Origin of the sequence: Massilia varians, assembly GCF_027923905.1 — a bacterium.
GTDB lineage: Bacteria > Pseudomonadota > Gammaproteobacteria > Burkholderiales > Burkholderiaceae_D > Telluria > Telluria varians_B.
The window spans coordinates 1,456,681-1,474,212 of sequence record NZ_AP026966.1; the positions used below are offsets into that span (position 1 = coordinate 1,456,681).

13 protein-coding genes are annotated in these 17,532 nt (G+C 67.3%); 10 read left to right on the top strand and 3 right to left on the bottom strand.

Annotated features, from left to right (window positions below; translation table 11 throughout):
- Nucleotides 1–3 precede the first annotated feature (3 nt).
- Nucleotides 4–1,401 carry an aminotransferase-like domain-containing protein gene (locus MasN3_RS06770; protein WP_307730405.1) on the bottom strand — a complete coding sequence of 466 codons (1,398 nt, stop codon included), beginning with the start codon at nucleotides 1,399–1,401 and terminating at the stop codon, nucleotides 4–6.
- 248 nt (nucleotides 1,402–1,649) lie between these two features.
- Between MasN3_RS06770 and MasN3_RS06775 the strand changes: the two genes are divergently transcribed.
- From MasN3_RS06775 to MasN3_RS06810, 8 genes are all read left to right on the top strand, one after another.
- Nucleotides 1,650–2,966: an aspartate aminotransferase family protein gene (locus tag MasN3_RS06775; RefSeq protein WP_281913175.1), complete on the top strand. Its 1,317-nt coding sequence runs from the start codon at nucleotides 1,650–1,652 to the stop codon at nucleotides 2,964–2,966.
- Between the two features lie 6 nt (nucleotides 2,967–2,972).
- Nucleotides 2,973–4,466: a CoA-acylating methylmalonate-semialdehyde dehydrogenase gene (locus MasN3_RS06780; protein ID WP_281913176.1), complete on the top strand. Its 1,494-nt coding sequence runs from the start codon at nucleotides 2,973–2,975 to the stop codon at nucleotides 4,464–4,466.
- Nucleotides 4,467–4,573: 107 nt separating this feature from the next.
- The gene (locus tag MasN3_RS06785; protein ID WP_281913178.1) at nucleotides 4,574–5,950 is read left to right on the top strand and encodes an NAD(P)-dependent oxidoreductase; all 1,377 of its coding nucleotides are present in this window, start codon (nucleotides 4,574–4,576) and stop codon (nucleotides 5,948–5,950) included.
- Nucleotides 5,938–7,218: an NAD-dependent dihydropyrimidine dehydrogenase subunit PreA gene (gene preA / locus MasN3_RS06790; RefSeq protein ID WP_281913179.1), complete on the top strand. Its 1,281-nt coding sequence runs from the start codon at nucleotides 5,938–5,940 to the stop codon at nucleotides 7,216–7,218. Before MasN3_RS06785 ends, preA begins: the two co-directional genes overlap by 13 nt.
- An 82-nt stretch (nucleotides 7,219–7,300) precedes the next feature.
- Entirely contained in the window at nucleotides 7,301–8,815 is a 1,515-nt protein-coding gene (locus MasN3_RS06795) for an NCS1 family nucleobase:cation symporter-1 (RefSeq protein ID WP_281913180.1), read from the top strand.
- Nucleotides 8,816–8,825: 10 nt separating this feature from the next.
- Nucleotides 8,826–10,217, top strand: a complete 1,392-nt coding sequence (hydA, locus tag MasN3_RS06800; RefSeq protein WP_281913181.1) for a dihydropyrimidinase — start codon at nucleotides 8,826–8,828, stop codon at nucleotides 10,215–10,217.
- A gap of 14 nt (nucleotides 10,218–10,231) precedes the next feature.
- Nucleotides 10,232–11,479, top strand: a complete 1,248-nt coding sequence (locus MasN3_RS06805) for a Zn-dependent hydrolase (protein ID WP_281913182.1) — start codon at nucleotides 10,232–10,234, stop codon at nucleotides 11,477–11,479.
- 72 nt (nucleotides 11,480–11,551) lie between these two features.
- A complete protein-coding gene (locus tag MasN3_RS06810) occupies nucleotides 11,552–12,043 on the top strand; it encodes an MgtC/SapB family protein (protein WP_281913183.1) in 492 nt (163 codons plus the stop codon).
- 8 nt (nucleotides 12,044–12,051) lie between these two features.
- Here MasN3_RS06810 and MasN3_RS06815 read toward each other — a convergent pair whose 3' ends face one another.
- Together MasN3_RS06815 and MasN3_RS06820 are read right to left on the bottom strand one after the other, a co-directional pair.
- The gene (locus tag MasN3_RS06815; RefSeq protein WP_281914445.1) at nucleotides 12,052–13,809 is read right to left on the bottom strand and encodes an allantoate amidohydrolase; all 1,758 of its coding nucleotides are present in this window, start codon (nucleotides 13,807–13,809) and stop codon (nucleotides 12,052–12,054) included.
- A gap of 94 nt (nucleotides 13,810–13,903) precedes the next feature.
- Entirely contained in the window at nucleotides 13,904–14,842 is a 939-nt protein-coding gene (locus MasN3_RS06820) for a LysR family transcriptional regulator (protein WP_281913185.1), read from the bottom strand.
- A gap of 102 nt (nucleotides 14,843–14,944) precedes the next feature.
- Between MasN3_RS06820 and MasN3_RS06825 the strand changes: the two genes are divergently transcribed.
- Nucleotides 14,945–16,180 carry a urate hydroxylase PuuD gene (locus MasN3_RS06825; RefSeq protein ID WP_281913186.1) on the top strand — a complete coding sequence of 412 codons (1,236 nt, stop codon included), beginning with the start codon at nucleotides 14,945–14,947 and terminating at the stop codon, nucleotides 16,178–16,180.
- A complete protein-coding gene (locus MasN3_RS06830) occupies nucleotides 16,180–17,412 on the top strand; it encodes a M20/M25/M40 family metallo-hydrolase (RefSeq protein ID WP_281913187.1) in 1,233 nt (410 codons plus the stop codon). Before MasN3_RS06825 ends, MasN3_RS06830 begins: the two co-directional genes overlap by 1 nt.
- Nucleotides 17,413–17,532 lie beyond the last annotated feature (120 nt).

The following is a 17,532-nucleotide window of genomic DNA, read 5'->3' on the forward strand; positions in this document are numbered from 1 at the left end:
TCCTCAGTGCTGCGCGCGCAGGAAGTCGAGCAGTTGCGGGTCGGCCGCGTAGGCGGCATTGAAGCGGAACCAGATGCCCTGCGGTTCGCGCTGCGTGAAGAATTCGCCTGGCGCCAGCAGGATGCCGATTCTCAAGGCGGCGTCGGCGATGCTGCGGCCGTTCCTCGTGGCGCTCGGCGCCTCCGCCCAGCCGGCGCTGACGAACATGCCGCCGCGCGGCCGCGCCAACGGGCGCAATCCGGCATCGAGCAGCGCTTCCAGGCTGCGTTCGCGCGCGTCGTCCAGCTGGCTGCTCAGGCGCTCGACCATGCGGCGGTAGCCGCGCATGCCGGTGGCGTGAAAGACCGCGCGCTCGTTGATCTCCGAGGTCGTCAGGCCCGCCACCATCTTCACGCGCAGCAGTTCCGGCACCAGCGAATGCGAGGCGCACAGCGAGCCCACGCGCAGCACCGGCGACAGGGTCTTGGAAAAGCTGCCGACCCGGATCACGCGGCGCAGCCCGTCCATGGCCGCCAGCGAGGCCTCGCCGGGCGCCGCCAGCTCGCGGTAGATGTCGTCTTCGACCAGCCAGAAATCGAACTGCTCGGCCAGCGCCAGCAGGCGGTGCGCCTGGGCTTGCGACAGCGAGGTGCCGAGCGGATTCTGGAGCACCGTGTTGACGAACATGAGCTTGGGATGCAGCAGGGCGGCCTGGCGCGCCAGTTCCTCCATGTCCAGCCCGGCCTCGGTGCGCGCGATGCCGACCGGGACGCAGCCGTGGTGGCGCACCAGCGACAGCAGGTTGCTGTAGCCCGGGTCTTCCACCAGCACCACGTCGCCGGGCCGGGTGAGCGTGCGCAGCACCAGGTCGAAGGCGTGGGTGGCGCCATTGGTGAGCAGGATCTGGTCGGGCTCGACGGCGAACAGTTCGCCGGAAAGGGCCGAGGCCAGGTGCTGGCGCAGCGCGGGAAAGCCGAGCGGATGGCCGTAGCCGCGCAGGCGGCTGGACGGGATCTTCATCGCGTGGCGCACGGCGTCGAGGATGGTATTTTCGCCATACCACGCGGGCGGCAGCCAGCCGGCGCCGACGGGCAGGGCTTCGGCTTGCCCGTTGTACAAGTCCGGGGCCAGCGCGTCGATTTCGGATTGCAGGCTGGGCGGCGAGGCGCTCGGGGCGCAGGGCGCCTGCGGCAGGCTGCGCGCGACAAAAAAGCCGGCACCGCGGCGCGAGCACAGCAGCCCCAGCTGGGTGAGCCGCTCGTAGGCTTCGACCACCGTGTAGGTGCTGACGCCATTGCACTTTGCGAATTGTCTAACCGATGGCATTTTCGTACCGGCACCGAGCTGGCGCTCGTTTACCATCGTCGAGACCGTTCCGACGATCTGGTCGACCAGGCTGCCGCGGCCCTTCCGATCGATCACGAGCAGCGGCCATGCCGCGCCGCCTGCCATACTGGACGTCGATCGCAAGGCTTCACAAGGAATGACCTCTGTCAAAACAGCTTCTTCCATTGCACCACTCCACTCGAACTGTACAGGTCGCGTTGCCTGTACGGTTGGTCGGTTTTACCCTTGGTGTATCTGTGCCGGTGTTGCCTTGCTGACTATTATTGATCAATATTTTGCCAACTGGTAAAAATTTTTCGCCGTGAACGGCGGGGGAGAGATGCATGAACGAGTCCAGGCCCAATTCGATGTCCGCATTCTGGATGCCTTTCACCAACAATCGCGACTTCAAGGCCAATCCGCGCCTGTTGGTGTCGGCCGAGGGGATGTACTACAAGGATGTGGACGGCAACAGGGTGCTCGACGGCACCGCCGGTCTCTGGTGCGTGCCTTGCGGCCACGCCCAGCCGCGCATCACCCAAGCCGTGAGCGAGATGGTCGGCCAGCTCGACTTCGCGCCGACCTTCCAGATGGGGCACCCGGCCGCGTTCGACCTGGCCGAACAGCTGATGGCGTACACCGGCCACAAGTTCGGCCACGTGTTCTATACCAACTCCGGTTCCGAGGCGGTGGACACCGCGCTCAAGATCGCGCTGGCCTACCACCGGGCGCGCGGCGAAGGCGGGCGCACCCGTCTGATCGGCCGCGAGCGCGGCTACCATGGCGTCGGCTTCGGCGGCCTGTCGGTGGGCGGCATCGGCAACAACCGCAAGAGCTTCGGCCCGTTGCTGCCGGGCGTGGACCACCTGCCGCACACGCACAACCTGCTCAAGAACGCCTTCTCGCGCGGCGAGCCGGACTTCGGCGCCGAGCTGGCCGACGAGCTGGAACGCCTGGTCACGCTGCACGACGCCTCGACCATCGCCGCCGTCATCATCGAGCCGGTAGCCGGCTCCACCGGCGTGCTGGTGCCGCCCAAGGGGTACCTGAAGCGCCTGCGCGAGATCTGCGACAAGCATGGCATCCTCCTGATCTTCGACGAAGTCATCACCGGTTTCGGCCGCCTGTGCACGCCGTTTGCAAGCGACTACTTCGGCGTCGAGCCAGACATGATGACCACGGCCAAGGGCCTGACCAATGGCGTGGTGCCGATGGGCGCCGTGTTCTCCAAGCGCTTCATCCACGACGCCTTCATGGAAGCGCCGGCCGGCATCGAGCTGTTCCACGGCTATACCTATTCCGGCCACCCGCTGGCCTGCGCGGCCTCGCTGGCCACGCTCGAGGTATTCCGCGAGCAGGGCATCATCGAGAACGCCAGGGCGCAGCAAGCCTACTTCGAAGACGCGCTGCACTCGCTGCGCGGCCTGCCGCACGTGATCGACCTGCGCTCGATCGGCCTGGTGGCCGGCATCGAGCTCGAACCCATCGCCGGCAAGCCGGGCGCGCGCGCCTACAGTGCATTCAAAAAGGCCTTCGCGGACGGCATCCTGATCCGCGTGACGGGCGATATCATCGCGCTGTCGCCGCCGCTCATCCTGGACAGGCAGCACATCGACGAACTGTTCGGCAAGCTGGCCAACGTACTCAAACACCTGGACTAGACACACATGAATCTCATTTCGCACTTCATCAACGGCCAGCCGGCGCACGCCGAAGGCACGCGCCAGCTGGATGTCTACAACCCGGCGCGCGGCGAGCCCTGTGCGCGGGTCGCGCTGGCCGAGCCGCGCGAGGTCGACGCTGCGGTGGGCGCCGCGCTCGCCGCCTTCCCGGCCTGGGCCGCCACGCCGCCGCTGGCGCGCGCGCGCATCCTGTTCAAGTACCTGCAGCTGTGCCAGCAGCACGTCGACGACTTCGCCGCCATGGTGGTGCGCGAACACGGCAAGACCTTCGCCGACGCGCAAGGAGAGGTCGCGCGCGGCATCGAGGTGGTCGAATTCGCGGTCGGCATCCCGCAGCTGCTCAAGGGTGAATTTACCGACCAGATCGCGCGCGGCATCGACGCCTGGTCGATGCGCCAGCCGCTCGGCGTGGTGGCCGGCATCACCCCCTTCAACTTCCCGGTGATGGTGCCGATGTGGATGTTCCCGGTCGCGCTCGCCTGCGGCAACACCTTCGTCCTGAAACCCTCGGAACGCGACCCTTCGCCCTCGCTGCTGCATGCGCAGCTGCTGAAGGAAGCCGGCCTGCCGGACGGCGTGTTCAACGTGGTGCAGGGCGACAAGGTGGCGGTCGACGCGCTGCTCGACCATCCGGACGTCCAGGCCATCAGTTTCGTGGGGTCGACCCCGATCGCCGAATACATCTATTCCCGCGGTTCCAGCAAGGGCAAGCGCGTACAGGCCCTGGGCGGCGCCAAGAACCACATGGTGGTGATGCCGGACGCCGACATGGACATGGCGGTCGATGCGCTGATCGGCGCGGCCTACGGCTCGGCGGGCGAGCGCTGCATGGCGATCTCGGTCGCGGTGGCCATCGGCGACGCCGGCGACCAGTTGGTCGCCGCGCTGGCCGAGCGCACCGCCAGGCTCAAGGTAGGCGACGGCATGGCCGACGGGGCCGAAATGGGCCCGGTTGTCAGCGGTGCCGCCAAGGAGCGCATCGAACGCCTGATCGGCCAGGGCGTGGAGCAGGGCGCAACGCTCGTGGTCGACGGCCGCAGCTACCGCGTGGACGGCTGCCCGAACGGCTTCTTCGTGGGCGGCACCCTGTTCGACCACGTCACGCCCGACATGAGCATCTACCAGGAAGAGATCTTCGGCCCGGTGCTGTGCGTGGTGCGCCTGCCGGACGTGGGGCGCGCGGTGGAACTCATCAACGCCAACGAGTACGGCAACGGCGTCGCCATCTTCACCCGCGACGGCGGCGTGGCGCGCGAGTTCGTGCGCCAGATCGAGGTCGGCATGGTCGGCGTGAACGTGCCGCTGCCGGTGCCGATGGCCTTCAACAGCTTCGGCGGCTGGAAGCGCAGCCTGTTCGGCGACCACCACGCCTATGGGCCCGAAGGCGTGCGCTTCTACACGCGCCACAAGGCGGTGATGGAGCGCTGGCCCAGCAGTGCGAGCAGCGGACCGGAGTTCGCTTTTCCGCAGATGAAGTAGGGTGGTCGGCTTTGCCGACCGCGCGTTCAGCTTCCGGATGCAATGTGCCAGCGCATGATCTGGCCACACTGCAGCATGTCCTCGACTTACAAGAAGAAGGGATGCACATGATCGAATCACTCCAGCACCTGCCGGCAGCAAGCGGCTCGAACGCCGAGCTGGCCGCGCAGTTCACCGACCTGGCGCCGCCGCTCAACGCGCGCCAGGCCGCCGTCGAGGCGGCGCGCTGCCTGTACTGCTACGACGCTCCTTGCATGAACGCCTGCCCGACCGGCATCGACGTCGCCGGCTTCATCAAGAACATCCATGACGGCAACGTCGATGGCGCCGCGCACGGCATCCTGAAGGCAAACATCTTCGGCAGCAGCTGCGCCCGGGTGTGCCCCACCGAGATCCTGTGCGAAGACGCCTGCGTGCGCAATAACCCGGCCGAGCGCGCGCCGGTGCGCATCGGCCTGCTACAGCGCTACGCGATCGACAACGCCCGTTTCGAGGGTCATCCCTTCCAGCGCGCACCAGGCACCGGAAAGGTGATCGCCGTGGTCGGCGCCGGCCCGGCCGGCCTGTCCTGCGCCCACCGCCTCGCCATGCTGGGCAACGAGGTCGTCGTGTACGAGGCGCATCCGAAACCGGGCGGCCTGAACGAATACGGCATCGCCCGGTACAAGCTGCCGGGTGATTTTGCCCAGCAGGAGATCGACTTCCTGATGTCGATCGGCGGCATCCGCATCGAATACGGACGCCGGCTCGGCGAGAACCTGGCCCTGGCCGAGCTGCACACGCGCTACGACGCGGTCTTCCTCGGCATCGGGTTGCAGGCCAGCCGCGCGCTCGGCCTGACTGGCGAAAACGCACCCGGCCTGATGGCGGCCATCGACTACATCGCCGCGCTGCGCCAGGCCAGCGACCTGTCGCGGCTGCCGGTGCCGCGCCGCGCGGTGGTCATCGGGGCCGGCAACACCGCCATCGACATGGCGGTGCAAATAAAACGCCTGGGCGCCGAAGACGTCACCCTGGTGTACCGCCGCGGCCTCGAATCGATGAGCGCGACCGGCCACGAGATCGAGATCGCCAAGGCGAACTTCGTGCGCATCCGCACCTGGGCCGCGCCGCTCGAGGTGCTGCTGGACGACAGCGGGCGGGTCGCCGGCATGCGCTTCGAACACACCCGCATGGAGGAGGGCCGCCTGGTGCGTACCGGCGGTGTGCTGGAGATCGCGGCCGACGCCGTGTTCAAGGCCATCGGCCAGGGCATGAGCGAGGAAGGCTTTCAGGAACCCATCGCGCGCGAGCTGTCGCGCGAGGGCGAGCGCATCTGGATCGACGATCGCTTCCGCACCGCGCTGCCGGGCATCTACGCCGGCGGCGACTGCGTCGCGCCGGGGCAGGACCTGACCGTGCAGGCCGTCCAGCACGGCAAGCTGGCTGCAATGGCCATCCACCAAGACATCCAAGCGAACATGGAGGCAGCATGGCCGACCTGAGCATCGATTTCTGCGGCATCAAGAGCCCGAACCCGTTCTGGCTGGCTTCCGCGCCGCCGACCGACAAGGCCTACAACGTCGTGCGCGCCTTCGAGGCGGGGTGGGGCGGCGTGGTGTGGAAGACCCTGGGCGAAGACCCGCCGGCGGTCAACGTCTCCTCGCGCTACTCGGCCCATTACGGCAAGAACCGCGAGGTGATCGGTTTCAACAACATCGAGCTGATCACCGACCGCAGCCTGGAGATCAATCTGCGCGAGATCACCCAGGTCAAGAAGGACTGGCCGGACCGCGCCCTGATCGTGTCCCTGATGCTGCCCTGCGAGGAGGCGCCCTGGGCGGCGATCCTGCCGCTGGTCGAAGCCACCGGCGCCGACGGCATCGAACTGAACTTCGGCTGCCCGCATGGCATGCCCGAGCGCGGCATGGGCGCCGCGGTGGGGCAGGTGCCCGACTACGTGCAGATGGTCACGGCCTGGTGCAAGAAACACACCCGCCTGCCGGTGATCGTCAAGCTGACCCCGAACATCACCGACGTGCGCCACCCGGCGCGCGCCGCGCTGGCGGGCGGCGCGGATGCGGTGTCCCTGATTAACACGATCAATTCCATCAGCCACCTCGACCTCGACCGCATGGTGGCCTTTCCCATCGTGGGCGGGGCCAGCACCCATGGCGGCTATTGCGGTTCGGCGGTCAAGCCGATCGCGCTGAACATGGTGGCCGAGATCGCGCGCGATCCGCAGACCGCGGGCCTGCCGATTTCCGGCATCGGCGGCATCCAGAACTGGCGCGACGCGGCCGAGTTCATTGCGCTGGGCGCCGGCAGCGTGCAGGTGTGCACGGCCGCGATGCTGCACGGGTTCCGCATCGTCGAAGAGATGAAGGACGGGCTGTCGCGCTGGATGGACAGCAAGGGCTACCCCGACATCGACGCCTTCTCGCGCAAGGCGGTGCAGAACACCACCGACTGGAAGTACCTGGACATGAACTACCAGGTGATCGCCCGGATCGACCAGGACAAGTGCATCAAGTGCGGCAAGTGTTATGTGGCCTGCGAGGATACCTCGCACCAGGCGATCGCGCGCACGGTCGACGATGCGGGCACGCGCCGCTACGAGGTGAAGGATGCCGAGTGCGTGGGATGCAACCTGTGCGAGATCACCTGTCCGGTGGAAGCCTGCATCAGCATGGTGCCGCAGGAGAGCGGCAAGCCCTATATGAACTGGACGCAGGACCCGCGCAATTCGAGGGCCGAGCCGGTCGCCGTTTGACCCGGCCAAACGCCGCACCGGCGTACTTACGATTGCGCTACACTCGGTCGCATTATCCGCAACCGACGAGGAGAGTCCCCCCGTGACCACGCACCATGACGCGCCGACGGGCGCAAGCACCGAACTCTGGAACCACGACCTGGCCCCGACCACGGCCGCGCAGCGCACCTGGCGCTGGTATCACTTCGCGGCGCTGTGGGTCGGCATGGTGATCAGCATCCCCGCCTACATGCTGGCGGCCAGCCTGATCGAGGGCGGGATGTCGGCCTGGCAGGCGGTGCTCACGGTGTTCCTCGCGAACGTGATCGTGCTGGTCCCGATGCTGCTGGTCGGCCATGCCGGCACCAAGTACGGCATTCCCTATGCGGTGCTGGCGCGGGCCTCCTTCGGCACCCGCGGCGCGCGCCTTCCGGCCCTGATGCGCGCGATCGTCGCCTGCGGCTGGTACGGCATCCAGACCTGGTTCGGCGGCAGCATGATCTACACGCTGCTGGGCGTGCTGCTGGGCGCCCCGATCGGCGGCGAGAACCTGCCGGGCCTGGGCATCAACCTCGGCCAGCTGGCCTGCTTCCTGTGCTTCTGGGCGATCCAGATGTACTTCATCGTGCACGGCATGGAATCGATCCGCAAGCTCGAAACCTACACCGCGCCGCTGAAGATCGCGATCTGCTTCCTGCTGCTCTGGTGGGTGTACGACAAGGTGGGCGGCTTCGGCCCGCTGCTCGACCAGCCCTCGCAATTCGTCGAGGGCGGACCGAAGGCCGGTCTGTTCTGGTCGGTGTTCTGGCCGTCCCTGACGGCGATGATCGGCTACTGGGCCACGCTGGCGCTGAACATTCCCGACTTCACCCGCTTCGCCAAGACCCAGCGCGACCAGGTGGTCGGCCAGACGCTCGGCCTGCCATTGCCGATGGGCCTGCTCGCGGCGCTGGCCGTGACCGTCACCTCGGCCACCGTCGTCCTGTACGGCAAGGCCTTGTGGGATCCGGTCGACGTGGCCAGCCGCATGACCGGCATTGCCGTGCTGGTGGCGCTGCTCATCCTGCTGATCGACACCGCCAGCGTCAACCTGGCCGCCAACCTGGTGGGCCCGGCCTACGATTTTTCGGCGCTGTCGCCCAAGCGCATCTCCTACCGCACCGGCGGCTACATCACGGCCGGCATCGCGCTGGCCATGATGCCCTGGAAGATACTCGAGACCACCCAGAACTATATCTTCATCTGGCTGACCGGCTACTCGGCCCTGCTCGGGCCGATCGCCGGGATCATGATCGTCGACTACTACTTCGTGCGCAAGACCAGGCTCGACGTCGACCAGCTCTACAAGGAAGGCGGGAGCTACTCGTATAAAGGCGGCTGGAACGTCGCCGCCATCGTGGCCTTCGCGGCCGGGGTGCTGCCCAACCTGCCGGGCTTCCTGAACGCGGCCTTGCCGAACGCCTTCCCGGACGTGGGCGAGGCTTTCAAGACCATCTATACCTATGCCTGGTTCGTCGGTGTCGTGATCGCGGCCATCGTCTATGGCCTGATGATGAAGGGCCGCACGGCGCCGGCGCCCGCAAGCGTGAACCACGCAGCGAACAACTATCCAACCTGAAGGGAGAGTCATGACTACCTTGATCCGTGGCGGTACCGTCGTGAACGCCGACCGTGCGTTCCGCGCCGACGTGCTGTGTGTGGGGGACAGGATTGCGGCGGTGGGCGAAAACCTCGACACGCCCGCGGGCGCCGCCATCGTCGATGCCGGCGGCCAGTTCGTGATGCCGGGCGGGATCGACACCCATACCCACATGCAGCTGCCCTTCATGGGCACCGTCACGGCCGACGACTTCTTCAGCGGCACCGCGGCCGGCCTGGCAGGCGGCACCACCACGATCATGGATTTCGTGATCCCCGACCCGAAGCAGTCGCTGCTGGAGGCCTTCCACACCTGGCGCGGCTGGGCCGGGAAGTCGGCCGGCGACTACACCTTCCACGTCGCCGTCACCTGGTGGGACCAGTCGGTGCACGAGGAGATGGGCGTGCTGGTGCGCGAGCATGGCGTCAACAGCTTCAAGCACTTCATGGCCTACAAGAACGCGATCATGGCCGATGACGAGACCCTGGTCAGAAGCTTTCGCCGGGCGCTCGAACTGGGTGCGATCCCGACCGTCCACGCCGAGAACGGCGAACTGGTCTACCAGCTGCAGCAGGAGCTGCTGGCGAAGGGCATCCGCGGCGCCGAAGCCCATCCGCTCTCGCGCCCGCCGGAAGTGGAAGCCGAGGCCGCCAACCGCGCCATCGCGATCGCGGGCGTGCTCGGCACCCCGGTCTACATCGTGCACGTGTCCTGCGCCGAATCGCTGGAGGCGATTGCGCGCGCACGCGCCAAGGGACAGCGCGTGTACGGCGAAGCGCTGGCCGGCCACCTCGTCATCGACGACAGCGTCTACCGCCATCCCGACCCCGCTTTCGCCCGCGCCCACGTGATGAGCCCGCCGTTTCGCAGCAGCCATCATCAGCAGGCCTTGTGGCAAGGCCTGCAGGGCGGGAATTTGCATACCACCGCGACCGACCACTGCACTTTCTGCGCCGAGCAGAAGGCGGCCGGCAAGGACGATTTCACCAGGATTCCGAACGGCTGCGGCGGCGTCGAGGAGCGCATGGCCGTGGTGTGGGACGCGGGCGTCAACACCGGGCTGCTCACGCCTTCCGAATTCGTGCGCGTGACCTCCACCAACGCGGCTCAGATCTTCAACATGTACCCGCGCAAGGGCTTGATCGCGGCGGGTAGCGACGCCGACATCGTGGTCTGGGACCCGAACGGCACCCGCAGCATCTCCGCCGCCACCCAGCATTCGAAAGGCGGTTTCAACGTTTTCGAAGGCCGCACGGTGCGCGGCATTCCCACGCATACGGTAGCAAGAGGCAAGCTGGTGTTCGAGCGCGGCACGCTGCGTGCCGAAGCCGGGGCAGGGCGCTATATCGCGCGTCCAGCCTTCAGCGCCACCACCGCCTGATCGAGGAGAAGCTCATGGAAGAACTGCGTATCAATGGTGAGCGCCTGTGGCGGTCGCTGATGGAGCTGGCCGCGATCGGCGCCACGGACAAGGGCGGCGTCAAGCGCCTGGCGCTGACCGACCTGGACCGCCAGGGCCGCGACCTGGTGGTGCGATGGGGCCGCGAGGGCGGGCTGGAAGTCACGGTCGACCAGATCGGCAACGTCTTCATGCGCCGCGAAGGGCGCAACCCGTCCGCGCCGCCGATCGTCACCGGCAGCCACGTCGACACCCAGCCGACCGGCGGCAAGTTCGACGGCAACTACGGCGTGCTGGCCGGGCTCGAAGTGGTGCGCACCCTGAACGAGCGCAAGATCCAGACCGAGGCTCCGATCGAGGTCGCCTTCTGGACCAACGAGGAAGGCTCGCGCTTCGTGCCGGTGATGATGGGCTCGGGCGTGTTTTGCGGCGCTGTCAAGCTCGAGACGGCCTATGCGGCGGTCGATACCGAGGGAAAAAGCGTGCGCGAGGAACTGGAACGCATCGGCTACCTGGGCGACCAGGTGCCGGGGGAGCATCCGATCGGCGCCTATTTCGAGACCCACATCGAGCAGGGCCCGGTGCTGGAAGACGCGGACAAGGTGATCGGCGTGGTGCCGGCCGTGATGGGCCTGTCGTGGTACGACTGCACGGTGACGGGTATGGAGGCGCATGCCGGCCCGACCCCGATGGGACTGCGGCGCGATGCGCTGCAGGTGGCGACCGCCATCATGCAGGAAGTCGTCCGGATCGCGAACCGCTACCCGCCCTACGGACGCGGGACCGTGGGCATGGTGCAGGTATTCCCGAACAGCCGCAACGTGATCCCCGGCCAGGTCAAGTTCAGCATCGACCTGCGCAACGTGAGCGACGCGCTGCTGAACACCATGCACGAGGAGATGCTGGCCTTCATCGCCAGAACCCGCAGCGACAGCGGCCTGGCCATCGAGGTCGAGCGGGTGTCCTATTACCCGCCTTGCCCCTTCCATCCGGATTGCGTGAACGCGGTGCGCGCCGCCACCGAGAAGCTGGGCTACTCGACCATGGACGTGGTCTCGGGCGCCGGCCACGACGCCATCTACGCCGCGCGGGTGGCGCCGGCGGGCATGATCTTCGTGCCCTGCAAGGATGGCATCAGCCACAACGAGATCGAAGATGCCCAGCCGGCCCACCTGGAGGCGGGCTGCAACGTGCTGCTGCATGCGATGCTGGAGCGGGCCGGCGTGGCCGCGGTGGGCGGATAGGGGCTGGGCCTGCGTGGCGACGTCATCCATGTATAAATGGCATCATTCCGGGGAATTCTCGGGAGGAGCGGTATGGAGTGGATGGAGCGAAGCTGGCTGACGATACAGCATGAATTTTCGGACCTCGGCAACGTCGAGGACATCACGCGCATCGTGGTGCGCCTGCTGGTGGCGGTCGTGCTGGGAGGGATGCTCGGTTACGAGCGCGAATCGGTCGGCGCCTCGGCGGGCCTGCGTACCCACATGCTGGTATCGCTCGGCGCCGCCCTGTTCGTGCTGATTCCACTGCAGGCAGGCATGGAGATCGGCGACCTGTCGCGCGTGCTGCAGGGCGTCACCGCGGGCATCGGCTTCATCGGCGCCGGCGCCATCCTCAAGCAAACCGACAAGGAAGACGTCAAAGGCGTCACCACGGCCGCCAGCGTGTGGCTGAGCGCCGCCATCGGCGTCGCCGCCGGCATGGGCCGGGAAGCGACGGCGGTCCTCAGCGCCCTGTTCGCGCTGGTGATCCTGGCGATCCTGAAGATGTCGCCGAAGGACGAATCGACGCGCGCGACGAAGTAGGCGCCTGCCTATCGTCCGCCCACGTCCAGGCCTCTCAGGAAAGCGAGCAGCACGTCGCCCGCAACTTCCGCATCGTCCGCCGTCATGGTCTCGAGCGGATTGTGGCTGATGCCGCCATTGCCGCAGCGCGTGAACAGCATCGCCACGTCCGTGATGGCCGCCATCTCCATGGCGTCGTGCCCGGCGCCGGACAGCAGATCGAAGCGCGGCAGGCCGGCGGCCTCGATGGCGGCGCCCAGCCGGTCCATCAGGCGCGGCGCGCAGGGCGCGGCGTCCGCCTCCACCAGTTTCCACAGCTTTTCCTCGATGCCGCGGCGCGCGCAGATGGCGCTCACGCCTGCCAGGACGTCGTCCACCGCCGCCAGGCGCTCGTCGTCGGTCGCCGCGCGGATGTCCAGCGACAGCCGGCACCGGCCGGGAATGACGTTCACGGAACCGGACGGCACCTCGAGCTGGCCGACCGTGCCGACCAGCGAACCGCGCCCGCTGCAGCGCTCCTCGACCAGCAACACGATCTCGGCGGCGGCGGCCGCCGCGTCGCGGCGCATGCCCATCGGCGTGGTGCCGGCATGGCTGGCCACGCCCGAGAGCTCGACCAGGTAGCGCGAGCTGCCGGCGATCGCCGTCACCACTCCCACCGGCAGACCGTGCTCCAGCAGCACCGGTCCCTGTTCGATGTGGACCTCGACAAAGCCCAGCAGCGCTGCCGGGTCGCGCGCGATGGCGGGGATGGCCGCCGGATCGTGGCCGGCGGCCGCCAGCGCCGCGCGCATGCTGGTGCCATCGCTGTCGCGCTGCTCGAGCAGGGCCGGGTCGAAACGGCCGGTGATGGCGCTCGATCCCAGGAAGGTGCATTGATACCGCACGCCTTCTTCTTCCGCGAAGCCGATCACTTCGAGGTGGAAGGGCAGGCGCTCGCCGCGTTCATTCAGGTGCCGCACCACGGCGACGGGCAGCAGGATGCCGAGCCGGCCGTCGTACTTGCCGCCGTGGCGCACGGTGTCGTAGTGCGAGCCGGTGATGAGGGTCTTGGCGTCAGGCTGCGCCGCCGCGTAGCGCCCGACCACGTTCCCGACCGCGTCGATGTGCGCGTCCATGCCGGCCTCGATCATCCAGTCGCGCAGCTGGGCGGCAGTGCGCCGGTGCGCCGCGCTCATGTAGGCGCAGGTGAGACCGTCGGGACTGTCGCTGATCGCGCCCAGCGCTTCGGTCCAGTCCATCACCTGCGGCCCGAACAGGAGCGCTACCCGCAGCAGTTCGTTGAGGCGGATCTCGGCGATGCGGTGCACCTGGCGCAGGCACTCGCGCAGTTCGTCGGCATACGCGTTCTTCAGGCGCCGCGCGAAGGTCTCGATGATGGCGGCGCGGGTGAGGCCGCGTCCCGTCGGTCCCTTCACCGCCAGGATGAAGGGGAAGCCGAACTTCTCCTTGTATTCGGCATTGAGTTCGTGCAGCACGGCGTATTCTTCCGGGCTGCAGCGGTTCAGGCCGGAGGCCGCCTGTTCGCCCTTGGATTCCGCCGTCAGCTCGCCGGCGATCGCGGCCTTGCCAGCCAGTTCCGGGTGGGCGCGCAGCAGGGCCAGCTGCTCGTCTTGCGTGGCCGCCGTGACCGCCGCCTGCAAGGCCTGCTTGAGGGCGGCGAGACTGGCGAAGGGCCGCTGGCCGCTGGCACGTTCCGCGATCCACGGGGAGTGTTCGTAGATGCCGCGCAGCGCCTCGACGAAGGCGGCGGACGGGCAGGTGTTCAGGTCCGACAGGGTGGTCATGGTTCGCATCGCCTCAATGGAATCGATGATGATAAGTCCTGCAAGCTCTCCGGTTATACGCCCGGCACCATAAAGGGTATTGCGCGGCCTTGGTCTATTTTGCAACCAGCGCACGCGCCGCCGCGCTGACCTGGTCGCGCAGCCACTTGTGCTCAAGCGACTGGTGCACCCGCTGGTGCCACAGCTGGTAGAAGCGCATCGGCGGGAACTTGATCGGCACCGTGAAGCTCTTGAGCGGCAGCGTGCGCTCGTAGAAGCGGATGAACTGGCGCCCGGTGGTGAGCACCAGGTCGCTCTGGGTCAGCATGTAGGGAATCACGCCAAAATAGGGCGACTCGACCGCCACCTTGCGGCGCAGCCCCAGGCGGTCGAGGTGGGCGTCGATCACGCCGTGGTAGCCCGGCAGCATCTGCGAAGGCGCCACGTGCGGCAGCGCCAGGTAATCCTCGACCGTCATCGCATCGGTCGCGGTGCGCTTGGCATACGGGCTGTCGGCGCGCATGGTGCAGATGATCGGGTCTTCGAACAGCTTGGACATGTGCAGGTGCGCGGGCGGCTCGTCCCAGTTGGCGATCACCAGGTCCATCTCGCCGTCGGACAGCATGCGCAGGTAGTCCAGGCCCGGCCCCAGGCCGTGGATCACCACCTTGCTGTTGGGCGAGCCGCGCCTCAAGGAAGCCACCACGCCCGGCAGGAACTGGGTGTCCAGGTAGTCGGGAGCGGCGACGTGGAAGGTGCGCGCCGCTTCCTCCGGCACGAAGGGCGACTTGCGCACGAACAGGCTCTCGGTCTCGTCGAGGATGCGCTTGGCCGGCTTGAGCAGGCTCTCGCCGTGCTGGGTCGGCACCATGCCGCGCGCACCGCGCACCAGGAGCGGGTCGCCGGTCAGTTCGCGGAGTTTACGCAGCGAGGCCGAGATCGAGGGCTGCGGCTGGTTCAGCTTGAGCGCCACGCGCGAGACGTTCTTCTCCACCAGCAGCAGGTAGAGGATGCGGATCAGGTGCAGGTCGAGGTGCTGGGGCAGGCTGGCCATGGAAGCGTATATCAATACAGTTATGTCGAATATACGCTAAATTTCATGTTGCAGAAAATGAAATCAGGCTATCGTCGAGGGATACTCGACAAGGACGCATACATGGATGGATTCGGATATCTCGGACCGTACGCCCTGGAATGGTTCAACATGCTGGTGCGCTGGCTGCACATCATCACGGGTATCGCCTGGATCGGTGCGTCCTTCTACTTCGTCTGGCTCGACAACACCATCCGCCCGCCGGCGCCGGGCTCGGAGCTGGCGAACAAGGGCGTGGCCGGCGAGCTGTGGGCGGTGCATGGCGGCGGCTTCTACAACCCGCAGAAATACCTGGTGGCGCCCGCCGAGCTGCCCAGGGAACTGCACTGGTTCAAGTGGGAAGCCTATTCCACCTGGATCTCCGGCTTCGCGCTCTTGGTGATCGTCTACTACCTGAACGCGCAGGCGATGATGGTCGACCGCAGCGTGGCGGACCTGAGCAGCTGGCAGGCGGTGGGCATCGGCCTGGCCAGCCTGGCGATCGGCTGGATCGTCTACGACCTGCTGTGCCGTTCGCCGTTGGGCAAGCATGACCTGGCCTTCGGGATCACCATCTTCGCCTTCCTGGTTCTAAGCAGCTACGTGCTGACCCACCTGCTGAGCGGCCGCGCCGCCTACCTGCATGTGGGGGCGATGATCGGGACCATGATGGTGGCGAACGTGGCGATGCTGATCATTCCCGGCCAGCGCAAGATGGTGAACGCCATGATGGCCGGCGAGAAGCCCGACCCGGTCCACGGCATCAAGGCCAAGCAGCGCAGCGTCCACAACAACTACTTCACGCTGCCGGTGCTGTTCATCATGATCAGCAACCACTACGCGATGACCTACCGCCACGAATATGCGTGGGCGGTGCTGGCCGTGATCATGGCGGCGGGCGTGCTGATCCGCCACTTCTTCAACCTGCGCCACAAGGGCCGCGTCGAGTGGACATACCCGGCGGCGGGCGTGGCCCTGCTCGCCATCCTGGCCTTCGCCATCGCGCCGGAGGCGCCGGTAGCGGTCAAGGCGCAGTCCGGCGCGGATGACGCGGCGCGCTTCGCCCAGGTGCGCACCGTCATCGACCAGCGCTGCGTGTCCTGCCACGCGCAGCATCCGACCCAGGCGGGCTTCGCGACGGCGCCGGCCGGGGTCATGCTGCATACCCCCGAACTCGTCAGCCAGAACGCGCAGCGCATCTACCAGCAGACCGTGCAGCTGAAGGCGATGCCGCTGGCGAACCTCACCAACATGACCGATGCCGAACGGGCGCAGGTCGGCGCCTGGTTCGAAGCCGGGGCCAAGACAGGACAACCCTGATGGACCAACACCACCAAGAACGCCTGCTTGCCTGGATCGACGAGCACTTCGACGAGCAGGTCGGCTTCCTGCAGCAGGTCATCCGCATCCCGACCGATACGCCGCCGGGGAACAATGCGCCGCATGCCGAAGCGGTGGCGGAGATGCTCGCGCAATACGGCTGGAGCGCCGAGAAGCATGCGGTGCCGCAGCAGCAGGTGCGCGACTACGGCATGGAAAGCATCACCAACCTGATCGTACGCCGCCCCTACGGCGCGGGCGGCCCGACGCTGGCGCTGAACGCCCACGGCGACGTGGTGCCGCCGGGCGAGGGCTGGACCACACCGCCCTACGGCGCCGAGATCGTCGACGGGGCCGTCTACGGCCGCGCGGCGGCGGTGTCGAAAAGCGACTTCGCTACCTACGTCTTCGCCGTGCGTGCGCTGGAGGCGCTGGGCCTGCCGCTCAAGGGCGCGCTCGAGCTGCACTTCACCTACGACGAGGAATTCGGCGGCCTGCTCGGGCCGGGCTGGCTGCTGGAACAGAACCTGACCCGTCCCGACTACGTGATCGCGGCCGGCTTCAGCTACAACATCGTCACCGCCCACAACGCCTGCCTGCAGCTGGAGATCACGGTGCACGGCAAGGCCGGCCATGGGGCCATGCCGGAAACCGCAGTGGACGCGCTGCAGGCCGCCACCCGCATCCTGAACGCGATCTACGGCCAGCTGCCGGAACTCAAGAAGATCAAGTCGCAGGTACCCGGCATCGATTCGCCCACGATGCTGGTGGGACGCATCGACGGCGGCACCAATACCAATGTGGTGCCGGGCAAGGTGGTCATGAAGATGGACCGCCGCATGATTCCGGAAGAAGACCCGGTGGCGGTGGAAGCGCAGGTGCGCGCCCTGATCGAAGCGGCGGTGGCCGGCATGCCCGGCATCCGGCTCGAGATCCGGCGCCTGCTGCTGTCGCACGCGCTGCGCCCGCTGCCCGGTTCCGACAAGCTGGTGGACAGCTTGCGGCGCCACGGCCGCGCCATCCTCGGCGAAGAGATCACGGCCCAGGGCACGCCGCTGTACGCGGATGCGCGCCTGTACGGCGAGCGCGGCATCCCGGCCGTGATGTACGGCGCCGGGCCGCGCACGGTGCAAGAGTCGAATGCCAAGAAGGCCGACGAGCATGTGCGGCTGGATGATTTGCGCAAGGCCACCAAGGTGGTGGCGTTGACGCTGATGGATTTCCTGGCGTAGGTAGGGTGGACGGCTTCGCCGTCCGCGCGTTCAGACAGAGCGGATGTGGCCACCAGCGCTGTATCCATTTACACGGGAGTTGAACGCGCGGTCGGCAGAGCCGACCACCCTACGAAAAAG